This is a genomic window from Ignavibacteriales bacterium (genome assembly GCA_026390775.1).
Taxonomy (GTDB): Bacteria; Bacteroidota; Ignavibacteria; order Ignavibacteriales; family Melioribacteraceae; genus Fen-1258.
Genome location: JAPLFF010000007.1, coordinates 1,373,660 through 1,388,089, shown reverse-complemented (window position 1 = coordinate 1,388,089; position 14,430 = coordinate 1,373,660). Strand labels below are relative to the sequence as shown.

General features: G+C 35.0%; 12 protein-coding genes. 11 read left to right on the top strand and 1 reads right to left on the bottom strand.

Features of this window, described 5'->3' with window-relative positions:
• Positions 1-125 precede the first annotated feature (125 nt).
• The 11 genes from NTZ27_11310 to NTZ27_11260 all read left to right on the top strand — a co-directional run bounded on the left by NTZ27_11310 (position 126) and on the right by NTZ27_11260 (position 13,789).
• On the top strand, positions 126-905 hold the full coding sequence (locus tag NTZ27_11310; protein ID MCX6175330.1) for a hypothetical protein: 780 nt from the start codon (positions 126-128) through the stop codon (positions 903-905).
• Between the two features lie 22 nt (positions 906-927).
• A complete protein-coding gene (gene rfbA, locus NTZ27_11305) occupies positions 928-1,791 on the top strand; it encodes a glucose-1-phosphate thymidylyltransferase RfbA (GenBank protein ID MCX6175329.1) in 864 nt (287 codons plus the stop codon).
• Between the two features lie 145 nt (positions 1,792-1,936).
• On the top strand, positions 1,937-3,577 hold the full coding sequence (locus NTZ27_11300) for a hypothetical protein (protein MCX6175328.1): 1,641 nt from the start codon (positions 1,937-1,939) through the stop codon (positions 3,575-3,577).
• Positions 3,578-3,697: 120 nt separating this feature from the next.
• A complete protein-coding gene (locus NTZ27_11295; GenBank protein MCX6175327.1) occupies positions 3,698-4,426 on the top strand; it encodes a GDSL-type esterase/lipase family protein in 729 nt (242 codons plus the stop codon).
• A gap of 7 nt (positions 4,427-4,433) precedes the next feature.
• Positions 4,434-4,727, top strand: coding sequence for a hypothetical protein (locus NTZ27_11290; protein MCX6175326.1), 294 nt, complete (start codon positions 4,434-4,436; stop codon positions 4,725-4,727).
• A gap of 51 nt (positions 4,728-4,778) precedes the next feature.
• Positions 4,779-6,203 (top strand): hypothetical protein, encoded by a 1,425-nt coding sequence (locus NTZ27_11285; protein ID MCX6175325.1) that lies wholly within the window; start codon positions 4,779-4,781, stop codon positions 6,201-6,203.
• A gap of 32 nt (positions 6,204-6,235) precedes the next feature.
• Entirely contained in the window at positions 6,236-7,963 is a 1,728-nt protein-coding gene (locus tag NTZ27_11280) for an AMP-binding protein (protein MCX6175324.1), read from the top strand.
• Entirely contained in the window at positions 7,963-8,196 is a 234-nt protein-coding gene (locus NTZ27_11275) for an acyl carrier protein (protein ID MCX6175323.1), read from the top strand. The genes NTZ27_11280 and NTZ27_11275 overlap by 1 nt, the downstream gene beginning before the upstream one ends.
• Positions 8,197-8,292: 96 nt before the next feature.
• Positions 8,293-9,792: an MBOAT family protein gene (locus NTZ27_11270; protein ID MCX6175322.1), complete on the top strand. Its 1,500-nt coding sequence runs from the start codon at positions 8,293-8,295 to the stop codon at positions 9,790-9,792.
• A gap of 210 nt (positions 9,793-10,002) precedes the next feature.
• Positions 10,003-12,921, top strand: coding sequence for a tetratricopeptide repeat protein (locus NTZ27_11265; GenBank protein ID MCX6175321.1), 2,919 nt, complete (start codon positions 10,003-10,005; stop codon positions 12,919-12,921).
• A gap of 55 nt (positions 12,922-12,976) precedes the next feature.
• On the top strand, positions 12,977-13,789 hold the full coding sequence (locus NTZ27_11260; GenBank protein ID MCX6175320.1) for a M23 family metallopeptidase: 813 nt from the start codon (positions 12,977-12,979) through the stop codon (positions 13,787-13,789).
• Between the two features lie 7 nt (positions 13,790-13,796).
• On the opposite strand, the gene NTZ27_11255 is transcribed toward NTZ27_11260, so the two are convergent.
• A complete protein-coding gene (locus tag NTZ27_11255; GenBank protein MCX6175319.1) occupies positions 13,797-14,429 on the bottom strand; it encodes an HAD family hydrolase in 633 nt (210 codons plus the stop codon).
• Position 14,430 lies beyond the last annotated feature (1 nt).

Sequence of the window (14,430 nt, the reverse complement as noted above, 5' to 3'; positions counted from 1 at the left end):
TTTTTGTGTGATTTTTCGAATCTAAGATATTGAAAAAGACAGCAACAATAAAAACCAGAATGTTGTATTTTTCAAGTGATTAAATTACACTCGAAACAAAATGTTTAATTATTGAATAAATAAATTTGCCCATTATGTTATTGAAATTTAAGTCTTCAATCTTCATTTTATTTTTATTTGTGCCTGTTGTAATTGCCCAGCATATAACTATCTGCAAAGCATACACACAAGCCGGCGAACCGATAGATATCATTTACTCAAAAAATATTTCGCTCAACCAAACTATTTGTCTTCTGTTTAATACCGGAAATAAAAAAATTTCCGGCAGTAATGTTTTTCTTTTTATAGATAGAACTGCCGACGGATCAAAACAAAATCAATTTAATAAAGTTTATAGGATTGAAAAGGATAAGAATTGGCTCGCGTGCAATTTCAAATTTGCAAAAGAAGGAAAGTTTGATATTTATTTTACCGATGCCAACCAAAACAGATTAGCTACAACAACTATTATTGTCGGTAATTATAAAGAAACTTCATCAGAAAAATCCGTTAACGTAAACAATTATACAAACGTTGAAGCTGTTTTTTGTGAGAATGTTTTATCAGGTATCCCGGTCAATCCAAAGCGGAATGTATCAATGAAATCAGAGGGCGGTTTGGTTTGTTTGTATTTGAAAAGTAACAGTCCTCTAAAAACAGAACGTATTCATGTTACTATTATGCGTAAAAGTAATTACAGTATTGATTACGATGAATTTGTTGCTTCAAAAAAATATCAGCTAAACCCGGATTGGGAAGATGTTTTTTTCAAATATACATTTACAAAAACCGGGGAATATAAGTTCTCTGTTGCCGATGAAAAGGAATTATTAATCAAAACGGCTTATATTACAGTTACAAATTGAACAAAGTAGAACGGAAAAAATTATGAAAGGAATTGTCTTAGCCGGCGGCTCTGGAACAAGGATGTATCCCGTAACCCGTGTTTATAGTAAACAACTTGTAACGATTTACGATAAACCACTTATCTATTATCCGCTATCTATATTAATGCTTGCCGGTATAAAAGATGTTCTGATCATTTCCAACGAAGGAACAATTCCTCTCTACAAAAAATTATTTGGGGACGGTTCTCATGTTGGACTAAGAATAGAATATGCAGTTCAATCTGCTCCTAACGGTATAGCAGAATCGTTCATCATCGGAGAAAAATTCATAGGCAAAGATTCCGTTTCTTTAATTCTTGGAGACAATATTTTCTACGGAACTCTAACTTTTTTCTACCACTCAGTTGAGCAATTAAAAAACGGAGCTACAATTTTTGCTTATCAAGTAAATGACCCCGAGCGTTATGGTATTGTTGAATTCGATAAGAACGGAAAAGCAATAAGCATTGAAGAAAAACCGAAAATGCCAAAATCTAATTTTGCGGTTCCGGGATTATATGTTTATGATAATAAAGTTGTTAGTATTTCAAAAAATCTAAAACCTTCTTCAAGAGGCGAACTTGAAATAACCGATGTAAACAAAAAATACTTAGATGCCGGTGAATTACATGTTGAAAAGATTGGACGTGGTGTTGCTTGGTTAGATACCGGTACACCGGAAGCTCTATTGAAAGCATCAAACTTTTTCGGAGTTATTGAAGATAGGCAAGGGTTGAAAGTCGCTTGTATTGAAGAGATAGCATATCAAAAAGGATTTATAAATAAAAAAGAATTTTATTCTCTTATAGATAGCATACCAAAATCTTTGTACCGTGATTACTTAGAAAAAATTATCAGTGAATAATTAAATGTAATCACGCTTTTCACCGCAAGAAGAATAAGGCATTAAAGTCATGCTGCCATTAATAAAAAATAGAGATACATTTCACAAAGTTTATTATCTTTACCAAGAATAAATCTAACCAGCCAATCATGGGAGTAGCTAGAGGATGAGTCTGTTTTCTTCTAAGAAAAAAAGTGAAATAGAAAAACTTGTTGAAGAGAATGATGAACTTAAGAATACCCTCCACACAGTTCTTCAGAAACACCAGAACCTTGTTGAACTAGACAACAAACTTACCGAAGCACGCAAACAGTTTAACGAACTTCAGAAGCAAGCTGAGAAATTTAAAAATGAAATTGATTCCAAGACCGGAAAAGTTCGTGAACTCACCGATTCAATAGAATCCTTAGAAGAGAAAAAATCTTTTTTTGTAACTCAAACTGAGGAATATTCTGCGAGTGGTCTCGATACCCGTAAGGATGAAATTGATAATCTTAATAAACACTACAACGATTTAAAATTTTCCTACGAAAAACTATTAAACGAATATAATTCGGTCCAGTATAATGTTGCATCGTTACGTCTCGAAGAAGAAAAACTTAGCGGAGTAATGGGTCAATTTGGCGGAAACATTGATGAATCCATAACCCGAGTTAAAGGATTCGAAGCTGAACTTAACGAGCGGGTTGCTCAGCTAAGAGCCGACGAAGCTAAGCGCAATGCAACCATTAAAGCATTAGATGAAAAAATAACTTTATCTGAAGATATTAAATCCAATCTTGAATTATCTCTTTCTGCTATTGTTGGACAACTTGCCGAAAAAGAAAAATTATTTGCCGAGTATTCCAACCAAAAAGATTCTCTTACTGAAGAACTTAGATCAAAACAAAAAGAATATGACGGATTTGATTTAAGATTCAATTTTGCAAAAGAGAATATTCAAAAATTGGAAGATGACGTGCGTGCTTTATCAGAAAGAAGAAGTTCTCTTTCCGATGAAATTCATAAGTATGAAGTTGTTAGGAATGAAATTCAGGAAAAGATTTTGACTTATAGAAATGAAGAAGAAAATTTTTCTGAATCACTTAAGCAAAAACAAAATGCAGTCGAAGAGATTGAGAAACGTAAATTCGAAGTTGAAGAGGCACATCTTATTGTTGAAAATAGTTTTTCTCAAGTGCTTCTCAAATTTACCGAAGAGCTTAGCGCAGCAAAAAACAGATTAAGCTCTCTACGGCAGGAAGTTTTAGATAAAGAAAAGGAACTCAACAGCAAAGAGAAAATTCTTCTTGAAAAAACTACTCAGATTGCCGAATACGGCGGTATGACAAAAGTATTACAAAAAGAACGAGCCGCAACAGAACAGTTCATGAGGAATCTTAAAGAGGAATTTTCTGAATTAAATGACGCGGTTCTAAAACTTAAAGACGAGGCTAACAAGCAAAGAATTAATTTGCAGCAACTTCGTTCGGAATCTTCTTCCCTTGAAATAAAAAAAGAATCTTTGGAAAAAGAAATTAAACAGTTACTTAATCAGACCAGCGAAAATTTTTCCGGATTAAATGAGAACAAACAAAAGTTGAGTCTTGAGGTTGCACAAAGCTCACGCGAGCTTGATGAATTAAAAGAACAAATTTCTAAAATGAGAAATGAACTGCGCGATCTTAAAGCCGAAACAGCAAATGTAGAAACACACAAAGAAGAATTTACTGCAAAAATTTCCGAATTAATAGCTATGGAAAAAAATCTCAAGTTTAAAATCTCGGAACACGAAAAAAAGATCAATAATTCAGAAAGTAAAAAGTAATTTTAATTCTGTTGAATAATTATCCCCGCATTATTACAATTCTTTATAGATTTTTGATTTTTTACCGATTAACATTATCTTGCGTGTAATTTAACCTTAAGAATTTCCGGACTTAATAGAATGAAAAAAATAATCTCTTTATATAAAATAATATTTGTTGCAGTGTTTTTGTTTATAACTCCACTGTCGGCTCAAAACGCAAAATTAACGCAGCCCGGTAAAGATACTTTGCGATACCGCACTAATCCGAACTACCAGCTTCAAACTTCAATGTATGATATTTATAAAACCCATCAAGCAGATATTGTTATGTTCGGCAATTCATTAACACACGGCACCGCTTGGAATGAATTATTGGGAAGACCTAATGTTGTCGAGCGCGGCATTACAAGCGATGTTCTTTACGGTTTTGAAGCGCGTCTCGGTTCAATTTATAAACTTAATCCGAAAATCGTTTTCATTATGGGAGGACTAAATGATATTTACAACTGGACTCCGGTTGAAGATATTTTTTCGATATACGTTAGAATTATCAGCGCATTAAAATCAAAAAATATAATTCCTGTGATTCAGTCAACAACTTATGCTTCTAAAACATACGGTAAGGAGTTTGGTGGATCACCTGAAGGGAACTTTGGAAGGAACAGGGAAGTTGATAAGCTTAACAAACTTCTTTCCGATTACGCAAAGAAAAACAACATATTCTTTATTGATTTAAATTCTCTTACTGCCGGTAAAGACGGATTTCTCCGTCCCGAACTAACCTGGGATGGAATTCATTTCAAGGCAGATGCATATAAAATTTGGGCGCGTGAAGTAGAAAAAGTTTTAGCGAAATATAATTTGTAATATTATTATGTCTCAACAAAATTTAAATAAATCAAAAATATTAAAGGAACTGCAAGTTATTCCCAGTATCGGTAAAGCATGTGCGCTTGATTTATGGAATCTTGGAATAAGAAAAGTTTCTGATTTAAAAGGAAAGAATCCAAAAACATTATATAATAGATCAAATAAGTTGGTTGGCATCAAACAGGATCCTTGTTTACTATATACTTTCCGCTGTGCGGTTTACTTTGCATCGGAAAAAAGATTGACTAAGGAAAAATTGAATTGGTGGTATTGGAAAGACAAAACTTATAATGAATAGTTCTATTATTTCACAATCAGTAAAAAGTTTATAAAATTCAGAAAGGTAAGAATGAATAACGAAAACAAATTTAGACACCCGTTGATTATTCTTGGAGTTACAATTGCAATTCTTTACGCGATCTCCTTCATTAATTTAGATTACGAAATTCCAGTGATCAACTTTAAATTGAAGAGTGTAGATTTTCTAAGCGACATAAAAGATATTAATCTAAACGAACCGTCATCGCTAAATTCACAAAAAAATAATTCTGCAGAAGAATCATTAAAAATCACCGAAGCATCTTTAGGTTTTTCAAATCTTTTTGTTGAAGCAATATCATTTTTCGAAAGCAAGCCCGATAAAACTGATTATGCAGACGCATTGGTTCCTCAAGGGAAAAGAATTTCTATTACCGGAAATGTTAAACAATTAAGTTATTTCTTTGATGCACTAAAAAATTCTAAAATAAAAACCGTCCGCGTAGCGCACTTTGGCGATTCTGCTATCGAAGGGGATTTAATCACATCAGATATACGCGAAGCTTTGCAAAATAAATTCGGCGGTAACGGTGTGGGATGGCTCGGTATTACTTCGCAGGACATTGCATTCAGACAAACAACAAAACATTCATTCTCAAGCAATTGGGAATCTGCTGCGCTTTATACAAACAATCCAAATGGTCTTCCTTTGGGAATCAGCGGCGAAGTTACTATTCCAAAAGGTAATGCGTGGGTTCAATATGAAACTACACGCTCAAAAAGATATTTAAAAGATTTTAGTGTTGTTCATTTGTATTACAGCAATGCAAAAAAATCTACAATCAATTATTCCTTTGATGGCGCTGTTAAACAAACCGCATCATTAAAAATGGGAAGCGGACTTCAAGAATTAACTTTGAAACCGGCATCCCGTGCAAAAACTATACGCATAGAATTTCCTCTTGCAGATCAAGCATACTTTTATGGTGTTACTTTAGAGAACGAAGCGGGCGTTTATGTTGATAATTTTCCTCTCCGTGGAAACACCGGTGTTGATCTTGGTTCACTTCAAGCAAGTATGTTAAAAGATTTTTCTAAATATCTTGATTATAAATTGATCATTCTTGAGTTCGGTTTGAACATTGCCGGATCCCGTAATACAGATTACAATTGGTATGAAAGAGAAATGATAAAGGTAATTAATAATTTAAAAACTGCTTTTCCAAAAACAAGTTTCTTGATGATCACAGTTCACGATAAATCTATGAAAAAAGGTTCCAACTTTGTAACTGATCCGACAATTCTAAGACTTCTTGAAACACAAAAGAATATTGCCAAACAAGCCGATGTTGCAATATGGAGTTTATTTGATGCAATGGGCGGAGAAAACTCAATGCCTAATTGGGTAAATGCAAATCCTCCTCTGGCGTTTAAAGATTTTATTCATTTCAACGATCAAGGTGCGGCAAAAGTTGCCGGTCTTCTAACAACCGCACTTTTAGAACAAAATAAATAGATAACTTTTTTGTGATCATAAAATGAATGCGTATGAGCAACTTTCAAATGGATGATTCTAAAACTCTTTGGCAAAGATGGAATAGAAATGCCGAACGAAATCCTGACAAAGAAGCAATCGTTCATTGGGTTGCAGGAGAAGAGCCGATACGCTGGACTTACAAAAATTTAATTGAGACTGCAAAAAAATTTTCCGTAAGAGCTAAAGAAGCCGGAATAAAACCCGGTGAAGTTTGCGCAATAGTAATGCATCACAATCCTTTTTTTTATCCATTGTATCTTGGTATATCGCGTGCCGGAGCTTTGCCTGCAGTTCTTGCTTATCCTAATCCGCGTTTACATCCCGATAAATTTCGCCAAGGATTAGAAGGAATGGCGCAGCGTTCGGGTCTGGATTATATTTTAACTGAAAGCGAACTCGATCCAATTATTCGTCCTTTAATTGAAAAACCCGGCAGTACAATCAAATCTGTTTTCTTTCCTCTTGAATGGGATTACAAAAAAGATGTTGATCAAAAACTTGATGCCGAAGTGGAACAGATAGCTTTATCAATTAAAGAAACTGATCCGATATTGTTACAGCATTCATCCGGCACTACAGGTTTGCAAAAACCCGTTGTTCTTTCTCACCGTGCAATATTAAATCATGTAAAAAATCTCGGCGATGCATTAAAACTTTCTGAGAAAGATAAATTTGCAAGCTGGCTGCCACTATATCACGATTTCGGTTTGATCGCCTGTTTTCAAATTCCCCTTGCATATGGAATTACAAGTATACAAATCAATCCTTTTGAATGGGTTTTGGCACCGATACTTTTACTTGAAGTAATAACAAAGGAAAAAGCTACCTTAACATGCCTGCCAAACTTTGCATATAATGTTCTGGCAGAAAAAATTCACGATGATGAGTTAAATGAAATTTCTCTTTCCAGTTTAAGAGCCGTTGTCAACGGGGCCGAACCTATTCGGCATGATACTCATCAAAAGTTTACAGAAAAATTTAAGAATTACGGATTCAACCCTCTTGCTCTTTCTTGTTTATACGGAATGGCGGAAATAACATTGAGTCTAACCATTCACGAACCCGGTAAACCAATTCCGGAATTAGCCGTTGATAGAAATGAATTATCAAAAGGAGTAATGAAGCTTGCCGGTAAAAATTCTGTGGCACGCATATGTGTTTCATCCGGAAAACTTATCGGCGGATGTGAAGCACGGATTGTTGATGAAACCAGAAAAGATATTCCCGATGGAATTGTCGGCGAAGTTGCAGTAAAATCTGTTTCGATGTTTGACGGCTACCGCAACTATCCGGAAAAAACCGCAGAGGTTGTTGAGAACGGATGGTATTTTTCTGGTGATTACGGTTTCAGATATAATGATGAGTTTTTTATTATCGGCAGAAAAAAGGATTTAATTATTGTAGCCGGAAAAAATATTTATCCGGAAGATATTGAAGATATTATTAATCAAGTTGATGGTGTTGTCCCCGGACGTGTAATTGCTTATGGTGAAGAAGACGAAAAAATGGGTACAGAGCAGATTGCAGTTATTGCCGAGACAAAAGCTGAAAGCGAAAAAGGAAAAAATGATTTACGCCTTGCAATACTGAAAGCTGGAATGTCAATAGATGTTAATATTCATAAAGTTTATCTTGTCCCTTCAAGATGGTTGATAAAAAGTTCTGCCGGTAAACCGAGCAGAAAGGCGAATAAAGAAAGAATTTTAAGTCGTGAAGACAAACAAGTTTGGAGCAGATAATGATCTCGCAAGAATTAAAAAAAGTTATTCTCAAAGAATTGAATCTTGACGATTTCGATCTTCAAGACGAAACGATTGCCTCGGAGGTTCCGGGTTGGGATTCTTTAAATCATATAAATATCATTTTAGCCGTTGAAAAATCTTTCAATGTAAAATTTAAAAGCTATGAAGTGCTACGCCTTAAAAATGTTGGCGATCTACAGAAGCTGCTTGATACAAAGCTCGGCAAATGACAAAGTTATCCTGAGGATACGACAAAACCGGAACGAAGAATCTAAAATCATATTTTTCCAATTACATCTATACTATTACAAGAGAAATATTTTATAGTGCTGTCTAATATCAAAATAGAAAACATTTGGAATTTTCTTAAATATAAACCGGGCGATCCGCTATTATTTAATACAAGTCTTTTTTTAATTCTATTTTTCTTTTTCCTTATTGTTTATAATCTCTTAAAGAACAATAAGCCGGCACGTGTTCTCTCATTGATCATCTTTTCTTTTTACTTCTATTATTTGTCCGCCGGATATTTTACTGCGATACTAATCGTTTCGGCAGTTATCAATTTTTTTTTCGGAAAATGGATCGCTTCAACAGAAAGTTTTACTAAGAAGAGATTTTTTCTTGTTCTCACTCTTATTCTTAATCTTGCTCTTCTCGGTTACTTCAAATACACTAATTTTTTATTGCAAGCAATTAGCGATTTACGCGGAACGGGGTTCAGTCCGCTTCAAATATTTTTACCGATTGGAATTTCTTTCTATACTTTTAAAGCGCTTACATACATCTTCGATATTTATTACGATACACTAAAACCAACAAAGAATTTTCTCGATTTCGTTTTATATCTCTCATTCTTTCCAAATGTTTTGATGGGACCGATAGACCGTGCGGCTGATTTTCTTCCTCAGATAAATAAAGAGCTGTTCATTTCTAAAGAAGATATGGGCAAAGCAACATTTTTAATTTGTTCGGGATTACTCAAGACAGTTATTCTCAGCAGTTATCTTGAAGATAATTTCATCGGAAGAATTTTTGAATTTCCACTTCGATACACCGGCGTAGAAAATTTATTTGCAATCTATGCTTATGCAATTCGTCTCTATTGCGATTTTTCCGGTTATACTGATTTAGCAATCGGAATTTCCTTATTCCTCGGTTTTAAGATTATGGATAATTTCAATTCTCCTTTCAAGGCAACAAGCATTGCAGATTTTTGGAGACGCTGGCATATTTCACTTTCCAAATGGCTTCTCGATTATCTTTTCAAGCCGATACAAATTTCATTACGAAGTTGGAGAAATTTAGGCAATGTGATTGCACTCGTTGTTACATTTTTTGTCTGCGGTTTATGGCACGGTGCCGGATGGAATTTTATTCTTTGGGGATTATACTTCGGCGTGTTAATGTCCATCGCTTTGTTCTTACAAAAGCCGAAAGAAAAACTTTATAAAATGTTAAAGATCAATAACACAAAGTTTTTAAGATTCTTCCAGATTATAATAACATTTCACTTCATTGCATTTTCATTTCTGCTTTTTAGATTAAATGATTTGCCGATTGCGAAAGATATGATTTCACAAATTTTTGAATTCTTCCACGGTGAAGTTGCTTTACAATTTGTAGAAAAGATGCCGTTAATATTCGGATTGATTGTTCTCGGATTTGTTTCTCACTTCTTCCCGGTTAAAATTGAAACTGCAATCAAAAGATCAGTAACCGCGCTGCCGCTTGCGGGAAAAATAATTTTGCTCGCCTTAGTTATTTGGCTCGTTGCACAGTTTAAGTCTGCGGATATCCAGCCGTTCATCTATTTTCAATTCTAATATGAGATTTTCTCAAATTACCGTCTCACATTAGACCAAGATTTACCAACTCAAATTCCCCTTTAGATGAAAAACAAAGCTTAATCAAACATTTCTTCGTTCGTTACTTTTTGCATAATTTTTGATAAATTGGCTTAGGAAATAATGCCCGTGAATTAATAAGCATGAATCTGCTTGAGAAGGTTATAGGTTTTTATAATTAATATAAATATGATTAAATCTCGCATACAAATATCTATTCTCATTCTAATTTTGCTTTCGCAAATTTCTTTTACGCAGCAACAAAAAGTTGATATAGAAGTTTACAAGAGTACTGCTCTCCTGCACATGAACGCCGGACGTTACGGCGAAGCAATTGATCAATTGAACAAATACATCACCGCTCTGCCACAGGAATCCGAAGGTTATAATTTACGTGCAACATGTTTTGAAAAACGCCAGCAGTATGAATACGGACGTTTAGATTACAGACGCGCGATAGCTATCGAAACAAGAGACGCGGTTAAGAGAGCTGAATATGAAAAAAATCTTCAGCGTCTTATTGGTATCTGGTACCCGATACTTAACAAAAAAATTGAAGGACATTTACGCGAGATTGCTATCGATCCGAATCAACCGTTCAATTATTTAGAGATTGGCAAAACATATAAGTTGATGGAGATCTGGGATAAAGCTGAACAATGGTATGATGAATACTTAAAACGCGATGATAATGCTTCGCCTGATGAAATAATCCGTTACACGGAAGTTCTTGCAAAAACCGGAAGCATCGTTAAGGGTGAAAGAATTCTTAAAAAATTTACCGACCGTTATCCAACCGATTGGCGTTTATGGAGCCGTTACGGATATTTTACAATGTGGCTTGGTAAATATCAAATCGCAATAAAAGCATTCGAGAATGCACTTGGCTTCAAACCGTTTTTTAAGGAAGCGCAGGACGGACTTGATATGGCGACAAACAAAGCATACGTAACTCAAGAAAATCCGCGCGCATTCGAAAAAGAATATCCGATAGATCGTTACTATCGTATTCTAAGAAGAAATGCCAATGATCTCGATACACGTTTTAAATTGGTTGATGATTTAATTCAGGCAAATCGTCTTGAAGAAGCTTATCAGCAATTACAAATTATTGGTGTTACAAAATCAGACGACACAAGATATAAAGAGAAGTGGGCATACGTTACAGAGACGCGGATAAAAACCTACCGAGAAAAATTAGATACCGCTAAAGTTCGGCTCGCTTCTAACACTGCAGATAAAGATGCTCTTAAAATGCTTGTTGAGTATTACGAATACTTAACCGAATATGACAGCGCAATGGTTATGCTAAATAAATATTTCGAACAGAATCCTGAAGAAAAAGATGCATCACTTCGTTTCAGATGGGCGCGCATCTCGGCATGGAGCCGCGAGTTTGATAAAGCAATTGAAATTACAGACAAGCTATTGCAGGATTCCCCCAACAATCTTGATTACCAACTTTTCCGTGCGCAAGTATCTGTTTGGATAAACCGTGATATTGATCTGGCAAAACAATATCTAAATAATGTTTTAAAAGCTAAACCGGATAATGTTCAAGCTCTAGTTTCAACGGGTTCAATCAAATTGATTGAAAGAGATTTTGAAGCTGCACAAAAAGAAGCAGATATTGCAAAAGGAATAGATCCCACTAACGATGATGTAATTAAACTGCAATCAAATATTGATTGGCAGAAGATGCGTTTTGAAGAAGAAAAAGTTTACGCAATTCTAGAAGAAGGACGTCTTAAAGTTGCTGCCGAAGATTGCAAAGGTGCTCTTCCCTTCTACGAAGATTATTTATCAAAAGCAGAACCAAGTAATCAAATTATTAAGGAATACGGCGATGTTCTCTTCTGTGCAAAAGATTATTCCAAAGCACTCGAGACTTACAATCAAGTTCTTTCTGCAGGACCAAATTATGAAGCACAGTTACAACGAGCGAAACTATATTATGCAATGGGCGATACCGTTAATGCTATTCATGAGTTTAAGGATATAGTAAGACAAGATTCATCCGACTATGATGCAAATTTATCTCTTGGTGATTCTTATGCAAAGTTCGGCGAACCGGATTCCGCACGGATGGTTTATAACAATTTACTCGACTGGAAAGATATAGATTCTACTCAGATCTCAGCGATCAAACAAAGAAAAGGCTGGCTGCCGATTACCGGTATTGCATCTATCTTCGAAACTTTCCCGAGCTATGTTGGTGTGAATCCCACTGTTTCTTATTACACAGATAACATGAGTTTTAGATTATTCGGCGGTGGTGCACGTTTAGAACTTGGTGTTACAAAATTTCTTTCGTTCGGAATTTCATTTTTCCGCAATTCAATGAGAGCTAATTCCGCAAGTCTCAATCAAGATATAATCAACAGCTATCCAACCGGGTATTCTTTTACCGGTGAACAGCTCTTTACAACATTCAAAGGATTATTTCTTTTGAGATTTTCAAATAATCTTAGTCTCGGTGTCGGTTTAGGAATAAGTACCGTACTAGGAAAATTTACACGTGATGACAATGATATATTCTTCCGCTATGAAAAAAGAGATACAATAGGTGTTAACCTCACTTATCAAAACACCGATGCTGCATTAATTCTTTATTCACCTTATCTAATTGATATACGGCAATACGCGGCTTTATATAAGTTTAACGGTTATTACAGAAATAGAGAAGGATTAAAAACTTCGGGGTTCTTTCAGTATGTTGCAATCAATGACGGCAATGCAGGCAATGATTTTAATATTAGATTAGGAAAATATTTCTGGTCGGATTTTGCACTCGGTTACGAGTATGCTTACTCAAATTATAAAGTTAAATCCGATTACTATTATTCACCACGTAATTTTGAATCGCATTGTATATGGCTGGATAATGATCTTGATAAAAAAGAAAATCTAAGAGTTTCGATTGGCGGAAAGATCGGAATAATTCCGCAAAGTACTCTTGTTGCACTTGAAGGACATATAGACGCAGAATACACTCCAATAAAAAAATTAATTCTCTCGGGAAAGATCAGCATAGGAAGTACATCGCGCGATAATTCCAGCTACCGTTTTTTCTCTGGCCAGCTTTCTGCCTTTTGGAATATATATTAACCTTGCCAGTCATTATCTTTTTATTATTTTAACAAGAAAGCGGAGTTATCACTTAATGAAATATTTTATTATTCTGTTCGTTATCTGCATTTCAATTTCAATTAGTGCACAAGAAATAAAATTTTTAGGTGAGGCAAAGCCCGGCGGAATTGTAATTGCGAAAGGAGATCAAATAGTAAGCGCAACATTAGACAATATTAAACTTCAAATTGATAAGAACAGTATTTTTGTTTTTGGTTTTGATCGTGACGCATCCGGAAAATTTTTGCTTAATGTAAAATTCAAAAACAAAAAAGTTCAGACTTACGAATACACAATAGAAAAAAAAGAATATGAAGAACAACGGCTCCGATTAGCAAGTAAGTATGTTACCCCACCGAAGAAATTAAGAAATAGAATTCAGCATGAAGCACAGCTCATGAAATCTGCCAGGGCAAAAGTCGGTAAAGTTAAAGATGCTTTATTTATGGAAGGATTTGTTTATCCCGTTGATAGCGTTGATATACGCGCAACGTTCGGGCTTCAAAGAATTTTGAACGGCAAACCAAGCAACGTTCACAATGGTCTTGACTTTGGCGGTTCGGAAGGAGATTCCATTCGTGCAATAACTGACGGCATTGTTCGAATTGCTGGTAAAGCTTTTTTCTATAATGGAAATTTTGTTCTGCTTGATCACGGACAAGGATTAACAAGTGTTTATCTTCATATGAGTAAAATTTTAGTTAAGGATAATCAGAAAGTTCAAAAAGGAAAAGCGATCGGTCTTGTTGGTGAAACCGGACGCGCAACCGGTCCGCACTTACATCTTGGTGTTCAGTGGTACAAAAAAAGAATTGATCCGATGAGTTTGTTTGAATTAAAATTTTAATTTCGGTTCACAGAAGTTGACGTATATTATCTATAACTAAGGCACCTGTTTTTTCCAACTTCTCCCTGTCTTGATGTCCGTTTGAACTTAAGATACAATCCGCACCAATCTCAGTCGCAACTTCGTAATCGTGTTCAGTATCGCCTATAAGAAGAGTTTCCCCTTTTCCGTTTCCGAGACGTTTCATTAAATCTTTACCGAGATGAAGTTTTCCCGCAGCGTAAATGTTATCAAGACCCACAATGTGAGAAAAATATTTAGTAAGACTGAAATGTGCTACCATTTCTTCAAGTGTATGTTGGGAATACGCCGATAGAATTGACTGCCCGATTCCAAGTTTATTTATTTTCTCCATTACATCAACAACGCCATCATAAACCATACATTCAAATTTTCTGCGTTCGTATTCATCCATCCATCTTTTACCTATTACTTCAAACGGTTCTTTATCAAAATCAAATCCAAGTGCGGCATAATAATTCTTTACTGGTATTGTAAATACATTCTTGTATTCTTCTTTTGTAATTGTATTAAGATTTTTTTCTTTCAACAGCCAGTTGATGAGTTCGACACAAAGATCCACATCGTCAATTATGGTTCCGTTCCAATCCCAAATAATGTGTTTGTATTTTTCAACCATG

Excerpts from the sequence above, each read along its gene's own strand:
- rfbA (MCX6175329.1), top strand. The coding sequence starts at position 928 with ATGAAAGGAATTGTCTTAGCCGGCGGCTCTGGAACAAGGATGTATCCC.
- NTZ27_11285 (MCX6175325.1), top strand. The coding sequence starts at position 4,779 with ATGAATAACGAAAACAAATTTAGACACCCGTTGATTATTCTTGGAGTT.
- NTZ27_11300 (MCX6175328.1), top strand. The coding sequence starts at position 1,937 with ATGAGTCTGTTTTCTTCTAAGAAAAAAAGTGAAATAGAAAAACTTGTT.
- NTZ27_11260 (MCX6175320.1), top strand. The coding sequence starts at position 12,977 with ATGAAATATTTTATTATTCTGTTCGTTATCTGCATTTCAATTTCAATT.
- NTZ27_11265 (MCX6175321.1), top strand. The coding sequence starts at position 10,003 with ATGATTAAATCTCGCATACAAATATCTATTCTCATTCTAATTTTGCTT.
- NTZ27_11255 (MCX6175319.1), bottom strand. The coding sequence starts at position 14,429 with ATGGTTGAAAAATACAAACACATTATTTGGGATTGGAACGGAACCATA.
- NTZ27_11290 (MCX6175326.1), top strand. The coding sequence starts at position 4,434 with ATGTCTCAACAAAATTTAAATAAATCAAAAATATTAAAGGAACTGCAA.
- NTZ27_11275 (MCX6175323.1), top strand. The coding sequence starts at position 7,963 with ATGATCTCGCAAGAATTAAAAAAAGTTATTCTCAAAGAATTGAATCTT.
- NTZ27_11295 (MCX6175327.1), top strand. The coding sequence starts at position 3,698 with ATGAAAAAAATAATCTCTTTATATAAAATAATATTTGTTGCAGTGTTT.
- NTZ27_11280 (MCX6175324.1), top strand. The coding sequence starts at position 6,236 with ATGAGCAACTTTCAAATGGATGATTCTAAAACTCTTTGGCAAAGATGG.